Origin of the sequence: Candidatus Protofrankia datiscae (assembly GCF_000177615.2) — a bacterium.
Lineage (GTDB): Bacteria > Actinomycetota > Actinomycetes > Frankiales > Frankiaceae > Protofrankia > Protofrankia coriariae.
Window position 1 is genome coordinate 1,107,227 of sequence record NC_015656.1, and the last position, 24,558, is coordinate 1,131,784.

General features: G+C 70.4%; 21 protein-coding genes and 1 pseudogene. 12 read left to right on the forward strand and 10 right to left on the reverse strand.

All coding sequences use genetic code 11. From position 1 onward, the window contains the following. The first annotated feature begins 83 nt into the window (after window positions 1–83). The 5 genes from FSYMDG_RS04635 to FSYMDG_RS04655 all read left to right on the forward strand — a co-directional run bounded on the left by FSYMDG_RS04635 (window position 84) and on the right by FSYMDG_RS04655 (window position 3,767). The gene (locus tag FSYMDG_RS04635) at window positions 84–692 is read left to right on the forward strand and encodes a helix-turn-helix transcriptional regulator (RefSeq protein ID WP_013872429.1); all 609 of its coding nucleotides are present in this window, start codon (window positions 84–86) and stop codon (window positions 690–692) included. After that, window positions 689–1,024 (forward strand): divalent-cation tolerance protein CutA, encoded by a 336-nt coding sequence (cutA, locus tag FSYMDG_RS04640; protein WP_043602961.1) that lies wholly within the window; start codon window positions 689–691, stop codon window positions 1,022–1,024. Before FSYMDG_RS04635 ends, cutA begins: the two co-directional genes overlap by 4 nt. A 990-nt stretch (window positions 1,025–2,014) precedes the next feature. After that, window positions 2,015–3,121 carry a hypothetical protein gene (locus FSYMDG_RS04645; RefSeq protein WP_131772172.1) on the forward strand — a complete coding sequence of 369 codons (1,107 nt, stop codon included), beginning with the start codon at window positions 2,015–2,017 and terminating at the stop codon, window positions 3,119–3,121. Beyond that, entirely contained in the window at window positions 3,118–3,378 is a 261-nt protein-coding gene (locus tag FSYMDG_RS04650) for a hypothetical protein (protein WP_013872432.1), read from the forward strand. Before FSYMDG_RS04645 ends, FSYMDG_RS04650 begins: the two co-directional genes overlap by 4 nt. Then, window positions 3,375–3,767 (forward strand): hypothetical protein, encoded by a 393-nt coding sequence (locus tag FSYMDG_RS04655; RefSeq protein WP_013872433.1) that lies wholly within the window; start codon window positions 3,375–3,377, stop codon window positions 3,765–3,767. The genes FSYMDG_RS04650 and FSYMDG_RS04655 overlap by 4 nt, the downstream gene beginning before the upstream one ends. A 527-nt stretch (window positions 3,768–4,294) precedes the next feature. On the opposite strand, the gene FSYMDG_RS22695 is transcribed toward FSYMDG_RS04655, so the two are convergent. From FSYMDG_RS22695 to FSYMDG_RS04670, 4 genes and pseudogenes are all read right to left on the reverse strand, one after another. Continuing rightward, the gene (locus FSYMDG_RS22695) at window positions 4,295–5,026 is read right to left on the reverse strand and encodes a hypothetical protein (RefSeq protein WP_050803331.1); all 732 of its coding nucleotides are present in this window, start codon (window positions 5,024–5,026) and stop codon (window positions 4,295–4,297) included. Between the two features lie 142 nt (window positions 5,027–5,168). Beyond that, window positions 5,169–6,107 (reverse strand): IS66 family transposase, encoded by a 939-nt coding sequence (tnpC, locus tag FSYMDG_RS27015; protein WP_237702993.1) that lies wholly within the window; start codon window positions 6,105–6,107, stop codon window positions 5,169–5,171. 283 nt (window positions 6,108–6,390) lie between these two features. Then, window positions 6,391–6,603: pseudogene (locus FSYMDG_RS29530) on the reverse strand (DUF6444 domain-containing protein); the annotation flags it as partial. 271 nt (window positions 6,604–6,874) lie between these two features. Continuing rightward, window positions 6,875–7,132, reverse strand: coding sequence for a hypothetical protein (locus FSYMDG_RS04670; RefSeq protein ID WP_013872435.1), 258 nt, complete (start codon window positions 7,130–7,132; stop codon window positions 6,875–6,877). 289 nt (window positions 7,133–7,421) lie between these two features. On the opposite strand from FSYMDG_RS04670, the gene FSYMDG_RS04675 reads away from it, so the two are divergent. Continuing rightward, window positions 7,422–8,810, forward strand: a complete 1,389-nt coding sequence (locus FSYMDG_RS04675; RefSeq protein WP_013872436.1) for a polyamine ABC transporter substrate-binding protein — start codon at window positions 7,422–7,424, stop codon at window positions 8,808–8,810. 114 nt (window positions 8,811–8,924) lie between these two features. Here the strand turns inward: FSYMDG_RS04675 and FSYMDG_RS04680 are convergent, their stop codons facing one another. Continuing rightward, window positions 8,925–10,175: an aspartate aminotransferase family protein gene (locus tag FSYMDG_RS04680; protein ID WP_202797675.1), complete on the reverse strand. Its 1,251-nt coding sequence runs from the start codon at window positions 10,173–10,175 to the stop codon at window positions 8,925–8,927. A 708-nt stretch (window positions 10,176–10,883) separates the two neighbouring features. On the opposite strand from FSYMDG_RS04680, the gene FSYMDG_RS04685 reads away from it, so the two are divergent. From FSYMDG_RS04685 to FSYMDG_RS04695, 3 genes are all read left to right on the forward strand, one after another. Further along, window positions 10,884–12,290: an aspartate aminotransferase family protein gene (locus FSYMDG_RS04685; protein WP_013872438.1), complete on the forward strand. Its 1,407-nt coding sequence runs from the start codon at window positions 10,884–10,886 to the stop codon at window positions 12,288–12,290. A 539-nt stretch (window positions 12,291–12,829) separates the two neighbouring features. Then, window positions 12,830–14,260 carry a gamma-aminobutyraldehyde dehydrogenase gene (locus FSYMDG_RS04690; protein WP_013872439.1) on the forward strand — a complete coding sequence of 477 codons (1,431 nt, stop codon included), beginning with the start codon at window positions 12,830–12,832 and terminating at the stop codon, window positions 14,258–14,260. Window positions 14,261–14,369: 109 nt separating this feature from the next. Further along, a complete protein-coding gene (locus FSYMDG_RS04695) occupies window positions 14,370–15,440 on the forward strand; it encodes an alpha/beta fold hydrolase (RefSeq protein ID WP_013872440.1) in 1,071 nt (356 codons plus the stop codon). Window positions 15,441–16,494: 1,054 nt separating this feature from the next. Here FSYMDG_RS04695 and FSYMDG_RS04705 read toward each other — a convergent pair. The 5 genes from FSYMDG_RS04705 to FSYMDG_RS04725 all read right to left on the reverse strand — a co-directional run bounded on the left by FSYMDG_RS04705 (window position 16,495) and on the right by FSYMDG_RS04725 (window position 22,039). After that, on the reverse strand, window positions 16,495–17,334 hold the full coding sequence (locus tag FSYMDG_RS04705; RefSeq protein ID WP_013872442.1) for a glycerophosphodiester phosphodiesterase: 840 nt from the start codon (window positions 17,332–17,334) through the stop codon (window positions 16,495–16,497). Continuing rightward, complete coding sequence (gene hisN / locus FSYMDG_RS04710) at window positions 17,331–18,128, reverse strand: histidinol-phosphatase (RefSeq protein ID WP_131772176.1); 798 nt, start codon at window positions 18,126–18,128, stop codon at window positions 17,331–17,333. Before hisN ends, FSYMDG_RS04705 begins: the two co-directional genes overlap by 4 nt. A 377-nt stretch (window positions 18,129–18,505) precedes the next feature. Beyond that, entirely contained in the window at window positions 18,506–19,537 is a 1,032-nt protein-coding gene (rsgA, locus tag FSYMDG_RS04715; protein ID WP_013872444.1) for a ribosome small subunit-dependent GTPase A, read from the reverse strand. A 167-nt stretch (window positions 19,538–19,704) separates the two neighbouring features. Next, on the reverse strand, window positions 19,705–21,027 hold the full coding sequence (aroA, locus tag FSYMDG_RS04720) for a 3-phosphoshikimate 1-carboxyvinyltransferase (RefSeq protein WP_013872445.1): 1,323 nt from the start codon (window positions 21,025–21,027) through the stop codon (window positions 19,705–19,707). Between the two features lie 124 nt (window positions 21,028–21,151). After that, the gene (locus FSYMDG_RS04725) at window positions 21,152–22,039 is read right to left on the reverse strand and encodes a methyltransferase domain-containing protein (protein ID WP_013872446.1); all 888 of its coding nucleotides are present in this window, start codon (window positions 22,037–22,039) and stop codon (window positions 21,152–21,154) included. Between the two features lie 68 nt (window positions 22,040–22,107). Between FSYMDG_RS04725 and FSYMDG_RS27135 the strand changes: the two genes are divergently transcribed. The 3 genes from FSYMDG_RS27135 to rsrA all read left to right on the forward strand — a co-directional run bounded on the left by FSYMDG_RS27135 (window position 22,108) and on the right by rsrA (window position 24,548). Next, window positions 22,108–22,935, forward strand: coding sequence for an alpha/beta hydrolase family protein (locus FSYMDG_RS27135; RefSeq protein WP_013872447.1), 828 nt, complete (start codon window positions 22,108–22,110; stop codon window positions 22,933–22,935). Window positions 22,936–23,301: 366 nt separating this feature from the next. Next, a complete protein-coding gene (locus tag FSYMDG_RS04735) occupies window positions 23,302–24,267 on the forward strand; it encodes a sigma-70 family RNA polymerase sigma factor (protein WP_013872448.1) in 966 nt (321 codons plus the stop codon). Continuing rightward, window positions 24,264–24,548: a mycothiol system anti-sigma-R factor gene (rsrA, locus tag FSYMDG_RS04740; RefSeq protein ID WP_013872449.1), complete on the forward strand. Its 285-nt coding sequence runs from the start codon at window positions 24,264–24,266 to the stop codon at window positions 24,546–24,548. Before FSYMDG_RS04735 ends, rsrA begins: the two co-directional genes overlap by 4 nt. The last annotated feature ends 10 nt before the right edge of the window (window positions 24,549–24,558 follow it).

Sequence of the window (24,558 nt, forward strand, 5' to 3'; positions counted from 1 at the left end):
GGAGGACTGATACGTCCCATAGACTGGGGACTAAAGCGTCCGTTGTCAAGGACTGAGAAGTCCCCAACGATGGGAGGGTGCAGATGGCTGAAGTGATCCGCCAGCGACGGGCCGAGTTGGGGATCTCGCAAGTCGACCTGGCGAAGGCGGCCGGCGTCGACAAGCGGCAGATCCGCCGGTACGAAGCCGGCGAGCAGCAACCCGTGCTGTCCGTCGCGGTCGCCATTGCGAAAGCGCTGGGCATCTCGGTGGCCGAGTTGGCAGGTGAGCACGGGCAGCGTGTTGACCTCACCGGTACGTGGTGGTCCTCCTGGCAGACGTTCATGGATGGCGAAGAAGTGATCACCTGTCAGGAGGCGCGGTTTCGTCAGCAGGGCGACCGCATCGAGGTCGACGCGCTGAGCCGAGGAAACGTCACCCTTGAGGAGGGCGGGTACCTCTGGCGCGGAGAACTGCGCATTTGGGACAACGAAGTCCTCATGGGGTGGTACGCCGCTGACGACGGTGCTGTCCGCTCGAAAGGCACGATGTACTTCGTGCTGCACCCCCATGGCGTCCACATGGTCGGACGGTGGGTCGGACTCAGCTACGACGGAAAGATCATCACTGGTTGGGGTGCGATGGCGCGCAGCGACGAAGAGGCACGCGCCCTCATCGCGGGCCTCAAGGACGGCAGCGCGGTCCCAGCGTGAGCGACCACAAGGTGTCCGAGGTCGTCATCACTGCTGCGGACCCGGACTGGTTGGCGGGCTTCGTTCGTCGCCTCATCAGCGATCGTCTGTGCTCCGCAGGGCACATCACGCCTATACGGTCGCTGTACCGATGGCGCGGCCAGCTCCACGACACCACCGAGGTGAAGGCGACACTCCACACGCGTGCGAGCCTGGTACCTGCGATCATCCAGCGAACTCGTCAGGAACATCCGTACGAAGTACCCTGCGTGGTCGCGACACCAATTGCGGACGCAAATCCGGACTACATCGATTGGATCATTTCCGAGACCGCCTCGGATGATCTTGGCTAGCTGGTGGTTTTATGGCCCGTCATGGTCGCAGTTGGGCCAGCTCTGCCAGGATTCCCATGGTGGCCCGACTGGCACAACTGGCCCAACTGAGCCGTACGTCGTTACGGTAAGTGAATCCCCTTGTTGAGATGCCCCCCGCCGGAAGTCCCCACCGGGACGCGCCGTATTTCCGGCCCGGGGCGGGGGCATCTCATCTCCGTTACCATGTCCGCACGCTTCGCCACGTCGTGCCCGGGGGGTGAGGCGTGGAGGCAGAGGCGTGGATAGGCGACCCGGTGGGGCAACAGTCGGTAACTGATCGGGCGGTCGGTAGGCAGGGAGAGAGGCGCGAGGGTGGCTGCGGGGAGCGTGTTTCCGGGGGGTCCGTCGGGGGGTGGGGCGCCGCCTCCCTGCCTCCCTGTGGGACTGTTCGCCCTGGTCGCTGCGAGGGAGGTGGGGCAGGGAGGCGGTCAGGGAGAACTCCCTGACGATCGGTTGCCTCCCTGGCGGAATCCCCGTTGCTGTGTGTGATCCGGGGGGTGGGGAAGCCCGCGCACGGGTGGGGCTGTCCGGTCGTCTGCGGGGCACGGACAGGGGCTGAGGGGCCTTCTTCCCCGCTTCCCCGGAGCAGTGTTCGGGTTGGTGAGCCAGGGGAAGCGGGTTGGGGAGGCGGGTGGGGAAACTTCCCCGGCCTTCGGCCGCTTCCCTGGTGGCTTCCCCGTCACCGTGGGTGGTTTTCCGAGGGTGGGGGAGTCCTCCGGCCTGGATGTAGGGGTAGGTGCGCGTGCTGGAGAAGCCGAGGAGCGTGCCAGCGGCCGCCCGCATCGGCCCGCCGGTCTGACGGCCGCTGAGGTTGCGTTGGCCGAGGCCGCGCGGCCGGCGCCGCCCCGGCGGGCTGTTCGTGGCGGCGGGGCGGACCCGACGTTCCCGGGGCGGCCGTCCCCTGTGGCGGTGGTGGCGTGATGGCCGGTGTGCGGGCGGCGCTGCGGCGTGCGCACCGCGGGGTCCGCGATGACTGACCCGGGTGTTCCGGTGTGGCTGCCGATCGCGCTGGGTGTGGGCGCGGTGGTGGCGTGGCGGCTGGGCCGGGTCCTGGTCGCCGTGGCCCTGGCCGCCGCGATCACCTCCCGGCGTCGCGTCGACTCGCCGATCAAGTGGGCGGTGTTCGTGGTGATCTGCGCGGTGGTGTTCTCCGGCGCCTGTAACCTGGTCGCCGTCCTGCACCGGCCCACCACCCCGGGCGACGCCCGCCCGATCGTGGGCGACCCGGGCGTGTGGGTCGGGCTGATGGCGGTCTGGCCGGTCCTCGCGTTCGGCCTGGTCGCCGGGCTGAAGGCCACCAAGCCCGCTCACGCAGAGGCCGACGAGACCCCGGCCGAAGGTGATGTGCCGCCGCGTACGTCGCCGGTCCGAGGGGCGGCAGCGCGTCCCTCGTATGCCGGGGCCGAACTGGCGGACAGCATCACGGAGCCGAAGGGATACGGCCGTCTCCGCGACGGCGGCACCGCGCCCGACGGTGGGCACACGCCCGCCGCCACCGCCGATTTCCCGGCCGTCGAGGCCGGGGCGAACGGGGCGTCTGACCACGTCGCAGTGGTTGTCCCGGTCGCCGCAGCGTGGACCCGAACCGGCCTGTCCGCCGGCGACGACGACCCCGCCGAGCACAACGGCCAGCACACCGACGGGCACACCCGCCGGCCGCTGCCCACCCCGGCGGACATCGGCCCGGCACCGGCACCGGCACCGGCACCGATGCCGGTTCCGCCGCCGCGCCAGCCGCTCACCGGCCCGACGCCCACGCCGGCCGCGCCGCCTCCGGCGCTGCCGCAGACGTCGGCGGAGACAACGGGGCCGCGGCTGCCGGCCGTACAGTTCCACGCCCCCGAACTACCCGCCCCCGCCGCCGAGGCGGCCACGACACCGGGTGGCGAGGCGGACGTGGCGGATCTTCTCGGCGACGGGCGGAAGGTCCGTGACGAGCTCGCCGCCGCGGGCCGGCCGTTGACCCGCTCGACGCTGCACGCCGGACTGAAGGAGCGGGGCCAGCGGGCCGGGACCCGCAAGCTTGACGCCCTGCTGCGCGAGCTTCGCGCCGAGCCGGTCGGGGCGGGCCGGTGAGCCCGACCCGTAGCCGCCCGGCCCGCCGAACGGCGATCGAGGCCCGCTGGTCGCGGCGGCGGGCAAACTACGTCGCCCGCCGGGCGAAGGCCACGACGCCGACGGCTCGGCTGATGGCGGCCGTGGACTACCTGCGGGGCGCGCTCTGCGACGTCCCGCCCGGCCGGGCCCGTCAGGTCGGCGACGACGCCGCGGTCCATCTGGCCTACCTCGCGGAGATGCTGCGCCGCGAGCAGATCGGCCGGGAGCCACAGTGAGTGAGACTCCGAAGACTCCCGAGACTCCGATGGTCCCGGCGGTGGGCCTGCCGGGGAGGAGTCACTACGCAGGCGCCTACGCGCGCGAGGCTTCCGAGCGGAGTCTTCGGAGTCTTCCCGAGCCCGGCCCGGTGGCGGTGGGTGACCGGGACCGGGGGTGGCCGCCGCTGGTCTGCCCGCCGGCCTCGCCGGTGGCCCTGTGGCGGTACGCCGCCGAGGCCCCCTGGTGCGCCTCCTACGCCCTGCGGCTACGCCGTGCCGGCATGGCCTACGCCGTCCTGGTCGCGCTGCCGGTCGCGGCCACCGCCTACAGCGCCGCCTGGCTCGCCCAGGCGGCACCGGTACCCCAGCAGGGCGCGCCCCTCGACCGGAGAGTTGGTGCGAGTTGATCGGCAGGTGACCAGATGTGTGACCGAGACGGGCGCCGTCAGGGCGGACGCCTTGAGACGTTCAGGACTGACGTACGTACGGAATCATCTGATATCAGGTGGTTTGGGACTCCGTCGTATGGGCCGGGATGACTGCCGGCCGACTCATAACCCAGAGGTCACAGGTTCAAATCCTGTCCCCGCTACTATAGAAAATCCCGGAAGCCAGATGGCTTCCGGGATTTTCTACTATCTGCGGGCGGTTTGGTGAACACCGTCCTCCGCGGGGGCGACGCCGTCGAGGACGTACGCGCCGCCCATCGGTGGGTCACACCGACCACCGCGGCCGGCTGGAGGCCGCAGTCGCAGGTTCGGCCGGACTCCCCGACTCCACCCCGGGACCGGCGGCTCCTCGGGCCGCCGCGGCGACCATGGACAGAGCGGAATGCCGTCAGATCTCACCTGTTCGTCTCAGGTTCAGATACAAGAACGAGACTGCTGACACCTTCACGGAGCGCCAGGGGTGTGGAAGCTGTGTGGCTGGGTTCTCAGGTGAGTGTCACCGAGCCGCAGGCGAGGTTCTGCGGTGGTGGGGTCGGGGTTGACTGACCGCGGGTGATCAGGCGGGAGTCGGAGAAGTTGTAGAAGGTGGCGCGCCCCTGATAGCTCTTGCCGTCGGTGCTGGTGCCCGTCCAGATCTCGATCGCGGCGGCCGGTGACTGCGTGCGGCGGCATCCCCATTTCGCCGCGTTCCGCAGTGAGGCGCCGTAGGGCAGCGACGTCTGCTGCCCGTCGAGCGTGACCAGCCGCAGCCGGGAACCGACATATCGGAAGACCGTTGCCGCCTGCAGCCCCGCACCCCGGTCGACCCGGACGAACACCTCCGCGTGCCCGTCCCGGTCCGCGTCGACCGAGCCGAGTACCCCCTGCACCGTCAGATCCGGGTTGCCCTGGAAGGGAACCTCGTCGGTGTGGCCGGTCGCGTAGCGGACGCGGAGTGTGCCAGCGGCGGGAAGGGCGATCGAGTCCGTGCGGCCGTCGCCGTCGACATCGCCATCCCGCGCCGGGGAGGTGCTGGCGGACGCCGTTGCCAGCGGCGTGGAGCGCTGCGTTCCCGTCGTTCCCGTCCGATTGCTGTCGGACGACTTCGAGACATGCGACGATCGCCCGCTGGACGAGCGGCTGCTACCGCTGCTGCTACCGTTGCAGCCCGTCACCAGCAGGAGCGCCGCGGCGACCACCAGGGTGACGGGAACAGCGGATGGCACGGACACACGCATGATGCTCCCCACAGCCGTAAAAGCTTTCATCCGGTATATCCGCTGACTCGGATGAATACGAGGTCATCGTGCCGCGGTGAGCCTGTCCGGATATCGACAGCGTAAAATCGCCGTAACTAGTCAGGTAGTTTTTGATCTTGAGTTAGCTGATCGCGGGCATCCAGGGACGGCCCTCGGCAAGTTGGACGAGAGCGTCGAACAGGCTGATGCCGTGTTTGGTGGCGGTGGACAGGTAGCTGCGGATCGCGCAGAACTGGCGGGCGCCGGTGAGCGTGCGTAGGCAGCCGGATACCTTCTGCCGTAGTTTGATCATGCGGATGTCGCGTTCGGAGCCGTTGTTGTCCGCGGGAACCCGCCAGTCGCGGGTGAACCGAAGGTAGTCGGCTTCGCGGTCGACGAGCCGGCAGGCCAGGGCATGGCGGGCGGCCATGAGTTTCGTGCCGCGCGGCGAGGTCTGGCTGATCCCGATGTGAGCGGCGTGGCGCAGCTGCCGGGTCTGGGTGGCCGGTGCCTGCTCGTCGATGGTGACGCCGGTAGTGGCGGCGTCGACGGCGAGGCGGTGCAGGGCGACGAGCGCGTCGCCTGCCTGGGCGGCCCAGCACCAGGTTCCCGTCGGGGCCGCGTCGACGATGGCCTGTAGTTCGCGCAGCACGTGAGCGACGCACAGCTGGTGGGTGGCGCCGGTGTAGCTGTCGTAGGGGGCCCAGGCGTCGTGGACCACCACCCCACCGAAGGCGGGAAGCACCCCGAGGGCGTCGATCCCGCCGCTGCCGCGGGTGGCATGGCAGTCGATCAGCGTGTACTTGTCGGTGCGGGCGCAGTGCACCCAGTGCAGTTTCCCGGCGACCCGCAGCCCCGTCTCATCGGCCCCGATCACGTCGGCGGCGGCCAGCAGACCCCGGACGGTGTCACGGAAGCCGTCGAGTCCGGCGGCGGCACGGGCGGTCATCGCACCGACCGTGCCCGCCGAGATCGGGATCCCAACCAGCTCGGCCAGCGCGGTCGCGGTCCGCTCCTGCGACAGGAACTGACCGGAATACAGGTAGACCACCGCCGCGGCCACCCGCGGCCCGTACTGCACCGGCGCGTCCACCCGCCGGTGCCGCCGCCTTCGTCCGCGTCCCGCAGCCGCACTCCCGCTCGATGAGCTGATGTTCGACCACATGCGGACGTAGTTCGGGCAGGTCGAACACCTGCCGCCGTTCGGTCCGGGTCACAGGCCGGCCCGCAAGCCCCGCCCCGCACCCCGCACACGGCCCCGGCTCATGCCGCAGGCGCACATCAGGCTCAGCGAGCATCCGCAGCGTCGATCCCGGATGCCCGCCCTGCCCACCGGGCCTGCGGCCGGTCTTCTTCCGCAGCGACTTCGGTGGCGGTTTCGCCAGCCCGTCCGAACTCGGTGGCTTCGCCGAGTTCCGCGAGTTCTTCGCGACCTGAGCTTCCAGCTCGGCGATCCGCACCCGCGCCTGTTCCAACGCCGCAGCGGTCTCGACCAGCTGCGCCCGCAGACTCACCACCAGCGCCGCGAGCTCGTCATACGACGGCACCGGCGGCGACGCGGGCGGACCATCCGACACACCCGGACCCTACGGCCCGATCAACCACACAGCACCAACGACCCGGGCCTTCAGGCCATCGAGGAGTCCCAGCCAGCCGGGAAACCAAAAACAAACGATCTACCAGACCTGACCAGTTACAAATCGCCGTCAGCCTGTTGAGATTCGATGAATACCGTCGGAATGCGGCGGGACGCCGGCCGGTCTTCGTGCCCGGCGGCGAGGGCGGGACGGTTGTTGTTCCGTCACGTCGCGTTCCACTGGGCCGGTCCCGTGGTCAGGTGCCGTGGGTTCAGGTGCCGGGGGTGCGCCAGGGGCTTGCGGGGCGTAGCAGGTCGGCCGAACGCAGCAGCACCTCGGCGAGCAGGCGGGCCTCTTCGGGCGTGAGGTAGGCGGCGGCGAGGGCGTCGAGCATCGGGGCGTCCAGACGTAGCAGGATCACCGGAGCCTGTCCCGCGGCGGCCGGTGGTTCGGGCCGAACCGTGATCTCTGCCTGACCGATCCGGGTGGTCAGAACCCCGTCGTGTGGATCGTGATGAACCAGCGCCATGGTCATCCACTCCTCCCGAACCGAACCGGTTCCGGCTGTCGCACATGTTGGACTCTCGTCCACTGGTACTGGTTGCTCCGATTGGACGTCGGTTTTCCGACCGCGGCCGCGGGAACAGCATGATCATCGTGCTGGCGGCGCGCTGGTGGTGTCCGTACCGTGGGGCCACATTGTGGTCCTAAAAGTAGTCATTCGGACACGCAGTTGAATATAGGCGAGAGAGGCATCGATCGTAATCAGCGATCAGCAGTGGTGTCGCTACTTTTCGTCTATTTTTGGAGAGGTCGAGATGACGCCGAGCTCCGGAGGCTCCGCCGCCGACACGCCGGACAGGGGCCGCTGTGATCCCTGCCATCCCGCCCTGCTGCGCGGCCTGACCATGCCACGGACGTCCACACGCCGGGGGGCACACAGACGGCCGGTAGCGGGCCGGAGCGGGATCGGGCGGCGGGAGTTCCTCGGCCTGGCCGGCCTGGGCCTGTCCGGCGCGCTGGCCGGCGGTGGCGCCCTGCTGGCGGCATGCAGCAAGGAGCACCCCGCACCGCCACCGCTGCCCCCGGAACCGAGTCCGCTGCCGGCACGCGGCATCGCCGAGTACTGGACCGGCCGGACACCGGCCGGTCATTTCGACTTCGCGAACTGGCCGCTGTACATCGACACCTCCCCGGGCCAGCCCAACAGCCATCCGACGCTCGACGTCTTCACCAGCACAACCGGCATCACGGTCTCCTACCGCGAGGTCATCGAGAACGACGAGTCGTTCTACGCGGGGATCCGACCGTTGCTGGAGGCGAGCCGCCCGACCGGCTACGACCTGATGGTCATCCCCAATGGGCAGGTGCTCGCCGACCTTATCCGGCGCAACCACCTGGCGCCGCTGGACGCGGGCCGGCTGCCGGCCTTTTTCGCCAACGCGGACGAGAGCGTGGTGAATCCCTCCTACGACCCGAACAACCGGTTCACGGTCGCCTGGCAGTCGGGGATCACGGGGATCGCCTACGACCCCAACCGTACCGGCCGGGAGATCAACAGCTTCCGTGACCTGTTCGACCCGGCCTTCGCGGGCCGGGTCGGGATGTTCGGGGACGCTCGGGACCTGCCGAACTTCACCCTGGTGGGGATGGGGATCACACCGGAGACCTCGACGCCGGCGGACTGGCAGAAGGCCGCGGAGCTCCTGCGCCGGCAGCGGGACGCCCGTATCGTCCGCGACTACTACCAGCAGGATTACATCGAGCCACTCAAGAAGGGGGACATCTGGCTGTCCATGGCCTGGTCCGGGGATATTTTCCAGGCCAACTCCGAGGGCGCCGACCTGCGTTTCGTGATTCCCGCCGAGGGCGGCATCCTGTGGACCGACAGCATGTGCATCCCGATCACCGCGCCACATCCGGTGGACGCCATCACCTTCATGAACTTCGTCTACCAGACCGACATCGCCGCGAAACTCGCCGAAGGCATCAACTACATCACCCCCGTCCCGTTCGCGCGGGATAAGATCATCCGGGATGCGGGCGCCGCCAGCGGACCCGCGCAGGCACAGCTGGTCGCCACCGCCGACAGCCCGCTGGTTTTCCCGGTCCGCTCGGATCTTTCCCGGCTCCGGCGCTACCGCGTCCTGAGCCGGCTCGAGGCCGTCGGGTGGAACAGCCTGTTCCAGTCCGTCTACCAGCCCTGACGTCTACCAGCCCTGATGGCCGACCCCGCGCCCGGCAGCCGCCACCGGTGCGGGGGCCCTGTCGGGCGCGGGGCCGACGCGGGCTTCAGGCCCGGATCAGGTCCCGGAGCCGGATCAGGCCCCGGGACCGGGGCCGGCGTCGAGGGCCGCCCGCAGCGCGTCCGACAGCGTGTCCACCTCGGCGAGGTCGACGACCAGCGGCGGGCAGAAGGCGAGGGTCGACGCGCCGATCGGACGGACGATGACACCGTGGGCGAGCATGCGGTCGCGGGTCACGGTGGCGTCCACCCCGGCTGGCAGGTCGACCGCCCACATGGCGCCGCGGCCGCGGACGTCGGTGAGGCCGTGCGTCCGCGCCACCGAGCGCAGCCCGGCCGCGAGGCGGTCACCTATCGCGGGCGCCCGGTCGATCAGGCCCTCGGACTCCAGCAGGCCGATATTGGCGAGCGCGGCCGCGCACGCCGCCGGATGCCCCGCGTAGGTGCCGCCGTGCCGCAGCACCACCTCCGGACGGCCCAGCGGCTCGTGCACGGCAGGGCCGAGGAGCACCCCGCCGAGCGGCTGGTAGCCGCTGGTGACGGCCTTGGCGAACGTGACGATGTCGGGCCGGACGCCGAAGTGGCCCGCGCCGAACCAGTTCCCCAGCCGCCCGAATCCGGTGATCACCTCGTCGAGGACGAGGAACGCGCCATGACGGTCGCACAGCTCGCGCAGCCCGGTGAGGTAGCCCGGCCGCGGCGGGTGGACGCCACCGGCACCGATCACCGGCTCGGCGATCACCGCGGCGACCCGGCCGTGGTTGCCGGCCAGCACCGCGCCCACCGCGTCCAGGTCGTCCTTGCCGACCTGGACGACGTCGCCGACACCGGGGCCGAATCCCTCCCGGTTGGCCGGTAGGCCGGTCAGGGTCATCCCGCCGTAGGTGACGCCGTGATAGCTCGGGGAGCGGCTGATGATGATGGTCCGCTCCGGTCGGCCCGCGAGGGCGTGCGCGAGACGGGCGATCTTCACCGCACTGTCCACCGCCTCGGACCCGCCGTTGGTGAGGAAGACCCGCGCCTGTGGCATGGGCGCGAGCGCGGCGAGCCGTTCGGCGAGCGCCTCGGCCGGGGCGTTGCTGAACCGCTCGAAGAGGTGGAACGCGTCCAGCTCCCGCAGCTGTGCCGCGATCGCCTGGATGATCTCCTCGCGGCCGTGTCCGACCGCGCAGTACCACAGGCCTGCCACCCCGTCGAGGTAGCGACGGCCGGAGTCGTCCGTGACGTACGCGCCCTGGCCGGAGACGATCCGCAGGAACGACCCCGCGGGCGCCGCCGGACGCGCGAACGGGTGCAGCAGCGGCCCCGGCCCCGCCGGTTCCTCCACCGTGGGATGTGACTGGGCGGGGTGCGGCTGAGCGGCGGATCGCGGCTGGGCGGGGTGTGACGCGGGCGCGGGGTGTGGCATGCAGGCAAGTAGCGCACGTCCCGGGCATCGTCGCAACAGCCCCGCCGTCCCGCCGGCTCGTCCCGCCGGCTCGTTCTGCCGGCTCGTTCTGCCGGCTCGGTCCGGCTGGGGCTCCGGCGCGTGATACGGGCATGGCGCAGGCACGGTGCGGGTGTGGCGCGGACGCGGTGTGCGCACCGCCTGCCGGGTGCCTGCCGGGCGCGTGGTGGGGCCTCGCCCGGATGATGATGGCGGGGCAACGCCGTCCCTGTCGGGCCTCTCCGCATCGGACCGGGCGAACCAGGAGTAAGCATGACTTGTTTTGTCGGATACTTCCGCAAGTAACTGGCAGTCCGTAAGTAATAGGAATTCAGTAAGTAGCGGGAAGCCTGCCGGAGTGATTCATCCGGTATGAGCCCGGTATTTCCGAGCCGGTGGTCGGTGCGGATTCCTGGTGCTTCGCGCCAGGCCGGCGGTAGGACGGTCCTGTCTTTTGCGCGTCAGCCGTGAACCGGGTCGGCAGGTGCCGGGCGGGCTACGCTTTCCATACCGAGCGCCGGTGGTCCGAGCGGCCCGATCGGGTCCTCGCGATTTCCGGATTCCCAGGTCACTGGGAGGAAGCGAGGTCACTGGGAGGGGGCGCAGCACATGGCCGGAACAGCGTCCGAACCGAAGGAAGGCGCCTTGTCGGCCCGTCGCGACGAGCGGGTGGCCGCCCTGACCGAGCGTGAGGAACTGCGGCTACAGGCGTGCACCCCGGGCTCACGGGCGATGCACGCCCGGGCGGTGCGGTCGATGACCGGTGGGGTTCCGTCGTCCTACCAGGCCCGTGATCCCTGGCCGATCTACCTCACGCACGGGCGCGGTTCCCGGGTATGGGACGTCGACGGCAGCGAGTACTGCGACTTCCACAACGGCTTCGGGTCGATGGTGCAGGGGCACGCGCACCCGGCGATCGTCCGGGCGGTGCGGGAGCGGATCGGGCTGGGCAGCCACTTCGCCATGCCGACCGAGGACTCCGTGATCGTCAGTGAGGAGCTGGCCCGTCGTTTCGGCCTGCCGCAGTGGCGCTATCTCAACTCGGGTTCGGAAGCGACGATGGACGCGATCCGGATCGCCCGGGCCATCACCGGGCGCGAGACGATCATCAAGATCTTCGGCTCCTACCACGGCCACCACGACTACGTGATGGTCTCCATCGGCACCCCGTACGACGAGATCGGCCCGCCCGACAACATGGCGTCCTTCGCCTATGGTGAAGGCATACCGCGGGCCGTTGTCGACCTGACCGTACCGGTGCCGTTCAACGACGCCCCGACCATGGAACGGCGGATCGAGGCGCTCGCCGCCGACGGGCGACCACCGGCATGTGTGATCATGGAAGCCGCGATGATGAACCTCGGGGTGATCCTGCCCGAGCCCGGCTACCTGGAGGCCGTCCGGGAGATCACCCGGCGCCACGGCATCGTGCTGATCTTCGACGAGGTCAAGACCGGGCTGTGCGTGGCGCCCGGGGGAGCGACCGAGCGGTTCGGCGTCCGGCCCGACATGGTCACCCTTGCCAAGGCGCTCGGCGGTGGCCTGCCCTCCGGCGCCGTCGGCGCGACCGTCGAGATCATGGAGGTGGTGGCGTCGGACCGGGTCAAACAGGTCGGGACGTTCAACGGCAACCCGCTGACCATGGCCGCGGCCCGGGCGAGCCTGCTGGAGGTCCTCACCCCGCAGGCCTACGCCCACCTGGACCGGCTGTGTGAGCTGCTGATCGCAGGCTGCGACGAGATTCTTCGCAGGCACGGGCTGCCCGGCTACACGGTCGGGATCAGCTCGAAGGGCTGCGTCCACTTCACCGACGCGCCGATTCGCGACTACACCTCCTTCATGGCGCACCAGAACGCGGCGCTGCCGGAGCTCGCGTGGCTGTACAACGCCAACCGGGGCGTGCTGATGGCGCCGGGCCGGGAGGAGGAGTGGACACTGTCGGTGCAGCACACCGAGGCCGACGTCGACCGCTACCTGGACTCCCTCGACGCGCTGGCCCGAGACGTCACCTCATGACGGAATGTCACCGGCTGGCGGAATATCACCGACCGACAGAATGCCACCGGCCGACGGAATATCGCCTACTGACGGAATGTCACCTCATGGCCGGAGGGCGTCACCCGCTGGCGAAAATCACTGGCCTGTGGGAACCGTCGGGCCGCCGGCGAGGGGCGCGCGGGCGCGTGGACGGCCCGATCGGTCGCCCGGGAGTGCCCGCGGGCGCGGTGGGGGATACCGAGGGAGGGCTGAGGATATCCGAGGGGCTTCCTGAGGGGTGACTTAAGGATGGCCAGGGATATGGCGCTCAAGGGATACTTCGGTATGATTTCCTCGTCAGATCCTTCTGACGAGGACGTAATCCGTGGTCTAGTCTGCCTGTCAGTGGCCTGCTCGCGCCCGGGGGTTCCGCGACCGGCCGAGGAACGCGCGGCCACAGCTCTTCTCGCGCGCTCGGAGCCCGGCCGGGAACCTGATGCCGACGCCGGGTGGCAATCCGACCGACGCCGGCACGGTCCCAGGTCCGTTCGATCCATATTGGCTACCGGAGTGTGCGTATGGACAGGATTCTGACGAACTTCATTGGCGGTACCAGCGTTCCGGCGACGGGCGGCCGCACGATGCCGCTGGTGAACCCGTCCACCGCGGAGGTCTTCGCCGAAGCGCCCCTGTCCGGCCCGTCCGACGTGGACACCGCGGTCCAGACGGCCGCACGCGCCTTCGAGTCCTGGCGCGACAGCACGCCGAGCGAGCGGGCCAGAGCGCTGCTCAGGCTGGCCGACGCGGTCGAGGAGCGTGCCGCGGATCTCGTCCGGGCGGAGTGCGAGAACACCGGCAAGCCGATCGAACTGACCATGAACGAGGAGATCCCGCCGTCGGCGGATCAGATCCGTTTCTTCGCCGGTGCCGCCCGGCTGCTCGAGGGCCGCTCGGCCGGGGAGTACCTGGCCGGTCACACCAGTTTCGTCCGCCGTGAGCCGGTGGGGGTCTGCGCGCAGGTCACGCCGTGGAACTACCCGATGATGATGGCGGTGTGGAAGTTCGCCCCGGCGATCGCCGCGGGGAACACCGTGGTCATCAAGCCGTCGGAGACGACCCCGGTGAGCACGCTGCTGCTCGCCGAGATCGCCGCCGAGTTCCTGCCGCCCGGCGTCCTGAACGTGGTGTGCGGGGACCGGGACACCGGCCGGGCGCTGGTGGCCCATCCGCTGCCCGCGATGGCGTCGGTGACCGGCAGTGTCCGGGCGGGCACGGAGGTCGCCCGGACGGCTGCGGACTCCCTCAAGCGGGTCCATCTGGAACTCGGGGGCAAGGCGCCGGTCATCGTCTTCGATGACGTCGACGCCGAGGAGGTGGCGGAGAGGATCGCGGGCGCGGCCTACTTCAACGCCGGCCAGGACTGCACCGCCGCCACCCGGGTGCTGGCCGCCCCGGGCATCCATGACGATCTTGTCGTGGCCCTCACCGAGCAGGCGCGGGCGACGCGGACAGGGCCACCGCAGGAGCCGGCGGCGGCCTACGGCCCGCTGAACAATCTGGGCCAGCTCGGCCGGGTCCACGGCCTGGTGGAGCGCAGGCCGGCGCACACCGAGGTGCTCACGGGCGGGGAACCCCTGGACCGGCCCGGGTTCTTCTACCCGGCGACGGTGGTCGCGGGCCTGCGCCAGGACGACGAGATGATCCAGAACGAGATCTTCGGCCCGGTCGTGACCGTCCAGCGGTTCAGCTCCGAGGACGAGGCGGTGGCCTGGGCGAACGGGGTCGAGTACGGGCTTGCCTCCAGCGTGTGGACGCGCGACCACGGGCGGGCCATGCGGGTCGCCCGCCGGCTCGACTTCGGCTGTGTATGGATCAACACCCACATAGCGCTGGTGGCCGAGATGCCACACGGAGGCTTCAAGAAGAGCGGCTATGGGAAGGATCTGTCGATCTACGGTCTGGAGGACTACACCCGGGTCAAACACGTGATGAGCAACATCGAGTTCTGACCGGTTCGGGCTGTTGGAGGCCGGCCGGGTCGTGGCGGTGCCACGGGCGGGCATCCCGCCACACCGCGCGGTACCCGGCCGACCGATGGCGAATGGTCGGAGGACGGCCATGGATGAGATTCGCACTCGTACGGCACACGACCTGATCAGCCTGCCGGGCGACGGCCGGGACGACCTGGCCACGGCGGTGGACGGCACGGATGTGACGCGAGCCGTCCAGCCATCGGTCTCGTCGCGCTATACCACCCGATATGTGACGGTGCACGGATATCGGAGGGCCTATATACGGGCGGGCCGTGGCCCGGCGTTGCTGCTCATCCACGGAGTCGGGGACAACTCGCAGAGCTGGCGCGGCCTCGTTCCGCTGCTCGCGCGGGGGCGGACGGTGATTGTGCCGGACCTGCTCGGTCACGGTGAGTCCGACAAGCCGCGCGGTGACTATTCCATCGGCGGATACGCGTGCGGGATGCGTGACCTTTTGACGGTGCTCGGTATCGACCGGGTGACAGTGGTCGGCCATTCCCTGGGCGGCGGCATCGCCATGCAGTTCGCCTACCAGTTCCCCGAGCGTTGCGAACGGGTGGTACTGGTAGCGACCGGCGGGGTGTGCCCGGATCTGCATCCGGTACTGCGGACCGTGGCGACCACTCCCGGGTCGGGGCTGGTGCTTTCGCTGGCCACCGCGTCCCCGCTACGCCAGGTCGGCTGGGCGGTGACCCGGACGCTGCGATGGCTGCGCACCGATCTGGGCCGGGACGCCGACGACCTGATGCGGATGTTCGACAACCTGCACGTGAACACCGCCCGGGCGGCATTTCTGCGGACGCTGCGCTCCTCGGTGGACAGCCACGGCCAGGCAATCACCATGTTGGACCGTTGCTATCTTGCCGCCGGAATGCCATATATGATCATCTGGGGTGAGCATGACGCGGTGATTCCGGTCGAGCACGCGCGGATCGCGCACGCGGCGATGCCCAGCAGCCGTCTCGAGATCTTCGAGGGTGCCGGGCATTTCCCCCATCACAGCGATCCGGAGCGCTTCCGAGCGGTGCTGGAGGATTTTCTGGCCACCACCCGTCCGGCAACGTACTCCGCCCGGCAGTGGCGGGATCTGCTGTGCTCACGGGGACGGGTGGATCAACGGCCCACCCGTGAGCGGGACATGGTCGGTTGCCGGTGACCGTCGGCCGCCGGTTCATCGGCGTCCGGCACCGCCGGCGCCGGGGGCACCGCCGGCACCGGCGGCACCGGCGGCACCGGCGGGGTGATGATGCGGACGGAGGCGGATCTGCCTGGCCACGGGGCCGGCCGGGAACCGGATGACCGAACCACGGTGAAGAAGGTGAGCTGGAAACGAAGACACGTCGATGCTCCGGTGGCCAGTGGTGAACGCACGGCAGTTGTCGGTTCAGGTTGTCGGCGTGCCGCTCGTGGGCATCGTCTTGTCAGGAGTTGTGTTTGAGTCGCACCCGCAACGGTTCATACTGGTGACAGCCTCGTGCTGTTCCCGGGCATGAACAACCGTGGGCCGGTTGGTCCAGTGGTCGTGATCAGCCAGGTATGATGGCCTGCCTCGACGCCGCCGCCGGCCATCACGTCAGATCGTCGAGACAGATGCCACTTCTATGTTCCAACCCGGTGTCGTATTGGGTCGCCGACGCCCGCTATCGTGGAGTTCGTCGAGCGCGGTCATGCCAATATGGCCTATCCTTGTCGTAGTAACTGAAGTCAGAGATATATCGGAGGTCGACCGTTGACACGTCGTGCGCGTCTGAGCTGGCCAGAAGAGCGTCGCCAGGCAAGTGAGGTCGTCGTCCGCCGGGTGGACCCCGGTCGCGGCTGGACCCTCGAGCAGGCCCGTGACCTGGTACGGCAGGGTTACTCTGTCGAGCGTGTAGCGGAACGCACAGGATTTCCGCCGCAGATGTTGAAAGTCGCCGAAGTCGCCGCCGACGAGTGAGTCGGCCGGTCACCATCCGCTTCGGCCGCGAAATAAGCACGCTCCGCGACGCCTATAGCGGCAGGCTCCGGTGGGGTGCCCCGAGCTGGCGGGGCGGGGAAGCGCCAAGCGCCGTACCGACGCCCTGGGCCGTCACCCTGCGGAGCCTAGCAGCGACCCGGGGGGCGAGGCCTTCCGGCAGCGTGTAAAAAGCGTGGCCACGTCGCTTTTGACCTGCTGGATTGCGCCGGCATCCGTGGCCCGGCCCTAATGTGGGCCCGGTGATTCGCGCCGGTCATTCCGCCAGCGAGGATGATTGATCGCTCTCATCCGATCGCCTGACGTCGACGTCATCCGCGTCCGTGATTGTCGTATCGCTGCCCGTGGCGCGAACAAGCCGGCCGAGGTAGTCCGAGTAGACGCCGTCCAGGCCGAATCCCACCAGCCGGTTCAGCGTCCCGGACGTCTGCGCGTGCCAGCCGAAGGCGAGCAGCCCACCGGCATGCACCACCGGCACCATCGACGCGGTCCATTCGTTGGCCCGCAGGTTCAGCACCGTGGCGCCAGCCGCCGCGGCATCGCGCACGTACGCGGCCAGCAGGCCGTCCAACAGGTCACTGCCGCCGCGGCCACGGCCGCGCAAGCCGGCCTCCCGCGCGGACGCGGAGTTGACCAGTCGCACCGGCTCCGGCCCGGCGAGATCGTCGAGCGACCGCCAGTGACGGACCGCCGGCAGGCTGCCGCACAGCCACAGCCGTCCCGCCGCGCTCGCGGCCCGGGCCACCGCGACGACGGCCGCGACCGCCCGCCCGGCGGCTGGCGGGGGATCCTTCAGATCCAGGCTGAGCTCGAAGTCGCTGCCGCAGGTGGCGTAGAGGTCGGCCAGGGTGGGCAGCCAACCCGGTAACCGGGCCGCTGGCAGGTCACCGATCCGGCGGCGGCGGCCCGGTGGCCCGAGCACGCCGTCGTGATGGAGCACCGGGACGCCGTCGGCGGTGAGCCACACGTCCGACTCCAACCCGCCCGCGCCGCCGGCCAGCGCCCGGCTGAACGCGGCCAGGGTGTTCTCCCGCCGGAAGCGGCCCGGCGCGCCCCGGTGGGCGAACCCGATCGGGGCCCTGGCGGGACGGGTCACCGACCGGCGGGCTGGGCGGGCTGGTTGAGGATGCCCAGGGCTCGGGTGTGCAGACGGCCGTTGGTCGTCAGGATCGAGCCGCCGCCGGGCCCACGGCGTCCGGTCAGGTCGGTGAAGGTGCCACCGGCCTCCTCGACGATCACCTGGAGCGCGGCCATGTCCCAGAGGGAGACGTCGGGCTCGCAGGCGAGGTCGACAGCACCCTCGGCGACCATCATGTGGGACCAGAAGTCGCCGTAGGCGCGGGTCCGCCACACCGCGTCGACCAGGTCCAGGAAGGGCGCGAGCCGTCCGGCGGCCGACCAGCTCTCGACCGAGGCGAAGGACAGGTAGGCGTCGGCCAGGTCCGCCACCGCGGACACGGCGAGGGAACGAGTCTCGCCGACCGCGGTCCGGGTGTGCGCGCCCTGGCCGCGTGCCGCCCACCAGCGCCGGCCCATCGCGGGGGCGCTCGCCACCCCGACGACGACCTCGCCGTCTACCTCGAGGGCGAGCAGCGTCCCCCATACCGGCACCCCGCGCACGAAGTTCTTGGTGCCGTCCACCGGGTCGACCACCCATCGGCGCCGGGTGTCGGCACCGATGAGCCCCTGCTCCTCGCCGAGTACCGCGTCGCCGGGCCGGGACTCGGCCAGCCGCGCACGGATCATCGCCTCCACGGCGGTGTCGGCGTCGGTGACCGGGGTGGCATCGGGTTTCGCCTCGACGCGCAGGTCAACGGCCTGGAAACGGGCGAGTGTGATTGCGTCGGCGGCGTCCGCGAGGGCGAGGGCGAGGGCGAGGTCGTCACCGATCGGGTGTCCGGTGGTCGCGTACCCGTCGACGGTGGGCCGAGCGCCGCTGGAAGCTGGCTGTCGGCCTGATCCCGGCAGGTCCGTCCCCGCGGCTTCCAGGGCGTCTGTTTGGGCGGCATTGGTCACGCGGGGAGCCTACCCGCGTGCGCCTCACCCGGACGGATGGCAGCCCTCGTGAACGAGGCCCACCAAGCGTGGCGAAGACGACGACACTACCACGGGCGGCCACGGACGATCTCCCGCTTCTCGGCCGGCACCGGGAGACGAGCGACATCGCGGTATCCGGTATCCGGTATCGCAGTATCCGGTATCGCGGTACCCGGCATCGCCGCCGGAGGGCTCACCGTAGCCGGGCTCACCGTAGCCGGTTGCGGTCGTCATGACGGGTCGGCGCCGAAGCGGGCGGCGAGCAGCCGGCGCAGGCTGGCCAGCCGGGCCGGGTCCGCCCGGCCGTCCGCCACCGCCTCGTCGAGCGCGCAGTCGGCGAGGCCTGCCAGATGGGTACAGCCGCCCGGGCAGGCCGCCGTGGCCGGAGCCAGGTCGGGGAAGGCCCGCAGCAGCCGGTCGGTGGAGACCGCGCCCAGCCCGAACGAGCGCACCCCGGGGGTGTCGACGACCCAGCCGCCGCCCGGCATCGGCAGGGCGATCGCCGCGGACGAGGTGTGCCGGCCACGGCCGGTGACCGCGTTGACCGCGCCGATCGCCCGGGCGGCGTCCGGTACCAGCCGGTTGACCAGCGTCGACTTGCCCACCCCGGAATGGCCGAACATGACGCAGACGTGGGCCGCCATCAGGACGGTCAGCCCGGACAGGCCGGCGTCTGGCCTGGTGGTCACCATGGGTAGGCCAAGTGGTGCGTAGAGTGCGCGCAGGGGTGCGTCATCGGCGAGGTCGGCCTTGGTCAGGCACAGCAGCGGCTCCAGACCGCCGTCGTAGGCCGCGACCAGGCAGCGGTCGATCAGCCCCGACCGCGGCGGCGGGTCGGCGAGGGCGCAAACGATGACCAGCCTGTCGGCGTTGGCCACGATCGGGCGCTCCACCGGATCGGTGTCGTCGGCGGTACGGCGTAGCACGCTGCGGCGCTCGGCCCGCCCGACGATCCGGGCAAGGCTGCCGGGACGGCCGGAGATGTCCCCGACCAGGGCGACCTCGTCACCGACGACCACGCTGGTCCGGCGCACCGAACCACCGCGGACGGCGGCCACCAGCGCCCCGCCGGCCTCCGGCGCCGGCTCTCCTGCCGGTCCCGGCGGCGCCGCCCCGACGAGATGGCAGGTGTAACGGCCGCGGTCGACCGCCACCACGGTCGCTGCCACCGCGTCGGCGTGGTCGGGACGGTCCCGGGTACGCGGCCGCGACCCGCGCCCGGCCCGCACCCGGACGTCGTCCTCGTCGAGCTCGCGGGGCATTCAGCCGCGCCGTTCGAGGTGACGTTGCTCGGGGTGACGTTGCTCGGAGCGGCGCTGTTCAGGGCGGTGCCGTTCGGGGTGGCGCGCCGGGCCACTCGGTACGGGGTGGTGCTGTTCGGGGCCGGACGGCGCGGGGTGACCCCGTGTGCGGTCGTGGCGGCCGGTTCTCACGGGCGCGGGCCCGCCCCGTCGAACATCCGCGCCCACAACCGGGGGAAGTACGGCACGGTCTTGCCGGTCGTGGCGATGTCGTCGACGAGCACGCCCGGCACGACCAGCCCCACCACGGCATAGGCCATGGCCAGGCGATGGTCGGCCCGCGGGTCGAGACGGGCGCCGGTCAGCGGCGCGGGGGAGACGGCCAGCCCGTCGTCGGTCACGGTGATGTCCGCGCCCAGACGGCCCAGCTCGGCCGCGAGCGCGCCGAGCCGGTCGGTCTCCTGCAGGCGCAGGTGGGCGATGCCGCGCAGCCGGCTGGGCGAGTCGGCGAGGACGGCGAGCGCCGTGAGTGTCGGGGCGGCCTCGCCGTAGTCGCTGAGGTCGACGTCGATGCCGCGCAGCCGGCCGGGCCCGCGGACCTCCAGACCGGCCGTGGTCAGGGTGCAGACGCATCCCATGGCGGTCAGCAGGTCGGGCAGCATGCGCCCGGGCTGGACGGTCCCGCTCGGCCAGTCGGCGAGCACGACCCGGCCGCCGGTCGCCGCGGCCGCGGCCAGGAAGGCCGACGCGCTGTTGATGTCGGGTTCGATGACCCGGTCGTGGGCGTGCAGCGGCCCCGCCGCCACCGACCAGCGCGCCTCACCGCCGGGGCGACGGTCGACGTCCACCTCGACCGCCGCCCCGGCGACGCGCAGGTCCGCGACGGTCATCTCCAGATACGGCCAGGACGGCAGCCGCGTGCCGACGTGACGGACGGTGACTCCTTGGTCGTAGCGGGGCGCCGCCAGCAGCAGACCGGAGACGAGCTGGCTGGAGGTGGACGCGTCCACCGTCACCGCGCCGCCGGGCAGGTGCCCCCGGCCATGCACGGTCAACGGCATCCGGTCGCCGTCGATGGCTGCGCCCAGGGTCCGCAGCGCGTCCAGCAGCGGGGTGAGCGGGCGTTCCCGCATGCGCGGGTCGCCGTCGAAGACGACGTCGCCGTGCGCCAGCGTGGCCAGCGCGGGGGTGAACCGGGCGACGGTGCCGGCGTTGCCGCAGTCGACCCGGGCAGCAGGGGCCGCCTGGAGCGGGTAGCGGCCGTGGACCAGCCAGTCATCGTGGTCATCGACAACGGCCACGCCGAGCTCGCCGAGGGCGGCGGCCATGAGCAGCGAGTCCCGGGAGCGCAACGGCCTGGTCAGCCGGCTGGTGCCGGCGGAGATCGCGGCGAGGATCAGGGCGCGGTTCGTCGCCGACTTGGACCCGGGCATGGTCACGGTCGCGTCGACCGGCCGGTCGGCCGTCGGCGCCGGCCAGGGATCCGTGGGTACGTCCGTGGTGACGGTCACCCGTTCAGCATGCCGGACGCGGGACGCGGAGCGCCGGCGGCGTCCGCCGGCGCACTTCGGCCACGGCTGGAACGGTGTTCCAGCCAGGACGATGTTCCAGCGTTTCGGTCGGGACGGCGGTACTTCAGTCGGGACGGCGGGCGCTGGCGACCAGGTGGATGCCGATCGACTCGCCCTCGCGTTCGGCTGACAGATCGACCTCGGTGCGGACCAGGGTGGGAAAACAGGAGACATCGGAGGCGACCGCGCGGGTCACCGCCTCGGCCGAGAGCACCGTCCGCGGCCGGATCCAGTCGACGTCCAGGCCGGCGCTGGTCAACAGGGCACGCAGCTCCTCCGGCCAGAAACAGCGGGTGATGGAGCCGTCCTCGGCCGGGACGAGAACGACGTCGGCCCGCGGGACGTCGGACAGCTCCGCCCAACGGTGCTGTTCGGCGAGCCGGGCCAGGCCCAGCAGCAGCGAGTCGACGCACAGCAGCAGCCGTCCGCCGGGGCGCAGCATGCGGTGGATTTCTTCCAGGGTCGTCTCGGTGGCCAGGCAGAACGACAGCGCGCGGCCTTCGGCCAGGACGGCGTCGAAGCTCTCCGGTGCGAACCAGTCGAGTGACCGGGGGTCACCGGCCACCTGCACCAGCCGCCCGGGGCCGGTAATGTCACCCAGCCGGACCGCGGCGGGCCCACCGGCCTCGCCGGGACGCGGAGAAGCCCCACCGGAGCGGGCATGGCCGTCCGCGCGCCTGCCGACACCGCGGGCACCCAGACGGTCCGGGGCCGGCACGACGCGCACGACGTCGTGTCCCGCCGTGACCATCTGGCGTGCGAACCTCGTCCGTGGGCCGGAGACGTCCAGCACCCGGATCCGTGGCATCGGCAGCCAGCTGGCCAGCTGGGTCGCGGCGACATCTTCGTAGAACGCCCAGTACGGATCATCGCTGTCCGTGGGGGCCTCATAGACGAGGGTCGGCGTTCGTCCGCGCGGCTGATCTGGCTCGGCGTCGAGACGCGGCAGCATGGACCTTTCCTACCCTTCAGGGGGGAAGATGCGAAACAAGTCACACACACTCACGGGAAGTCTGACAGATGCGCACGGGCAGCGGTGACATTTTTCTCCCGGGTACGGCCATGGCAGGCGCCTCCTGCACCGATCGGACTTCCCTGAATGTCGACGGCGCACGGGTGTTCCTGGTTCCCGCGACCAGGGCACCGGTAGGAACTGTTGTCCTGTTGCACGGTGCCGCCAGCGGGACGGATGCCGGTGTGCTGGCCGTGCTGGCAGGACGGCTGCCGGGGCGTGGGGTCGGCGTGGCCCGCCTCGAGATGCCCTACCGTGTCGCCGGCCGCCGCGCGCCGGATCGTCCGGCCCGGCTGGACGCGGTGCTGCACGCGGTCATGGACGCCCTGGGGCGGCCGCGGCCCGTCGTCCTCGTCGGCCGTTCCATGGGATCGAGGGTGGCCTGCCGGTGCGCCCGCACGACCGGAGCCGCCGCGGTGGTGGCCTTCGGCTTCCCGCTGTGTCCACCGGGAAAGCCCGCCGCCCCGGCTAAAAAAGATCATAGCCGGGGCTTTGGGCAGGATTCGCCTGGTAGGCCCAAGGCCCCGGCCAAAAAAGACCTCGGCGAGGATGCCGGCCATGACGGCGGACGGGAGCCGCTGGGGAGCCGGCCGTCACGCCTGCCCGAGCTGCTTGCCGCCGGTGTCCCCGTGCTTGTGCTCCAGGGGGACCGGGACACGTTCGGCATGCCCGATCCGAACCCGGCCCGGCACATCGAGGTGCACGTCCTGGCTGGCGCCGACCACGCCATGCGGACGCGCCGCAAGGACGGCCGCGACGAAGCCGAGGTCGTCGACGAGGCGGCGACCGTCGCGACAGAGTGGATCATTGCCCGGTTGGCTTCCACCGGGCCGTGAGTACCCGGCAGCCGCCGAGGCACGGTGCGCCCCGCCCTCCGCCCCGCGCTCCTCGCCTTGCCCCATGGCGATTAGTAGTGATTAGTGTTGATAAATAACATTTTATTGACTTTTTCATGTTTTCATGTTGCTCTTTCAGCGTGTTTATGGAGGCGTGATGATACCTCTGTCATTCGTCCGCCGAGGTCGGGGCCCCGGGTCATCGCCGGGAATCCGACGGCTGGTCGGGCAGTTACGCCACCTGCAGGGATTCTTGGAGCCGTCCGCGACGCAGGAGAGCGGTGGGCCGAGCTGATCGTTTCATGATCCGCAGGCCGTCATGATCGTTTTGCTTCCGGTCGGCGGGGACATCCGTTCGGAGGTTCGATGACTGCCCAGTTCGCAACCGGGCTGGCGGGCCGGTGGCGACGCGACGACGTTCGCGACGGTATGCCTGTTGCGTCGGCCGCGGCTGTATCGTCCGCGGCTGTGTCGGCCGGAGCCGCGGCCCCTGGGTCGCTGGTAATCTGTGCCCGCGCCACCGCGTCGACGCCCGCTCCGGCGCCCCGGCCGCATGATGGGCCGATCGACCCTTCCGCCCGGTGGCCAAGCGTCCCGGAGTCGGCCGGTACCGGTGGTTTTTCCACACGCGCGTACGCACCTGCCAGGGTATCGTCCGTTCCAGGGGCCGCCGGCACGTCCGTGAGCCGGTATCCCGCGGACGACCCAAGGAACGAGGGAGTGGTCCTGGTCGACGAGACCGTCGAGGAGCGCAGCAGCCGCTTCGAGCGAGATGCCCTGCCTTTTCTTGATCAACTTTATGCGGCGGCGCTGCGGATGACGCGTAATCCGGCCGACGCCGAAGACCTGGTGCAGGAAACCTTCGTCAAGGCGTTCGCCGCCTTCCACCAGTTCCAGGAAGGCACAAATCTCAAGGCGTGGCTCTACCGTATCCTGACGAACACGTTCATCAACACCTACCGCAAGCGTCAGCGCCAGCCGTTGCAGAGCCCGACCGAGCAGGTCGAGGACTGGCAGCTCGCCGACGCCGAGTCGCACACGTCCAGCGGTCTGAAGAGCGCTGAGACCGAGGCGTTGGAGCATCTGCCGGACAGCGATGTCAAGGAGGCGCTCCAGGCGTTGCCCGAGGATTTCCGTATTGCGGTGTATCTTGCGGATGTCGAGGGGTTCGCCTACAAGGAGATCGCGGAGATCATGGGTACCCCGATCGGTACTGTGATGTCACGCCTGCATCGTGGCCGTCGCGGGCTGCGTACCGCTCTTGAGCACTACGCCCGGGAACGCGGCCTGGTCCGGGCCGGCAGCTCCGAGACCGACGGTGGTGGATCGTGAGCTGTGGGGACCCGCCCGCGGTCGACTGTCGGAAGGTTCTGGAAGCGGTCTACCTCTATCTCGACGGTGAGATCGACTTCGATCACAAACATCTGGTTCGTTCCCACCTGGACGAATGCTCTCCGTGCCTTCGGGAGTTCGGGGTGGAACACGAGGTGAAGCTGCTGGTGGCCCGCAGATGCGGCGGGGAGCGCGCTCCCGAGTCGCTCCGGGAGAGCGTCCTGGAACGGCTGCGGGCCGCCCGCATCGACGCCGACACCGCGGAGTTCCGCGCCGAATAAGGCCGAACAA

Coding starts and splice junctions, on each gene's coding strand:
- FSYMDG_RS04635 (WP_013872429.1), top strand. CDS start 84: ATGGCTGAAGTGATCCGCCAGCGACGGGCCGAGTTGGGGATCTCGCAA.
- FSYMDG_RS04645 (WP_131772172.1), top strand. CDS start 2,015: ATGACTGACCCGGGTGTTCCGGTGTGGCTGCCGATCGCGCTGGGTGTG.
- FSYMDG_RS22695 (WP_050803331.1), bottom strand. CDS start 5,026: ATGCGTGTGTCCGTGCCATCCGCTGTTCCCGTCACCCTGGTGGTCGCC.
- FSYMDG_RS04670 (WP_013872435.1), bottom strand. CDS start 7,132: ATGGCGCTGGTTCATCACGATCCACACGACGGGGTTCTGACCACCCGG.
- FSYMDG_RS04675 (WP_013872436.1), top strand. CDS start 7,422: ATGACGCCGAGCTCCGGAGGCTCCGCCGCCGACACGCCGGACAGGGGC.
- FSYMDG_RS04685 (WP_013872438.1), top strand. CDS start 10,884: ATGGCCGGAACAGCGTCCGAACCGAAGGAAGGCGCCTTGTCGGCCCGT.
- FSYMDG_RS04690 (WP_013872439.1), top strand. CDS start 12,830: ATGGACAGGATTCTGACGAACTTCATTGGCGGTACCAGCGTTCCGGCG.
- FSYMDG_RS04695 (WP_013872440.1), top strand. CDS start 14,370: ATGGATGAGATTCGCACTCGTACGGCACACGACCTGATCAGCCTGCCG.
- rsgA (WP_013872444.1), bottom strand. CDS start 19,537: ATGCCCCGCGAGCTCGACGAGGACGACGTCCGGGTGCGGGCCGGGCGC.
- FSYMDG_RS04725 (WP_013872446.1), bottom strand. CDS start 22,039: ATGCTGCCGCGTCTCGACGCCGAGCCAGATCAGCCGCGCGGACGAACG.
- FSYMDG_RS27135 (WP_013872447.1), top strand. CDS start 22,108: ATGCGCACGGGCAGCGGTGACATTTTTCTCCCGGGTACGGCCATGGCA.
- FSYMDG_RS04735 (WP_013872448.1), top strand. CDS start 23,302: ATGACTGCCCAGTTCGCAACCGGGCTGGCGGGCCGGTGGCGACGCGAC.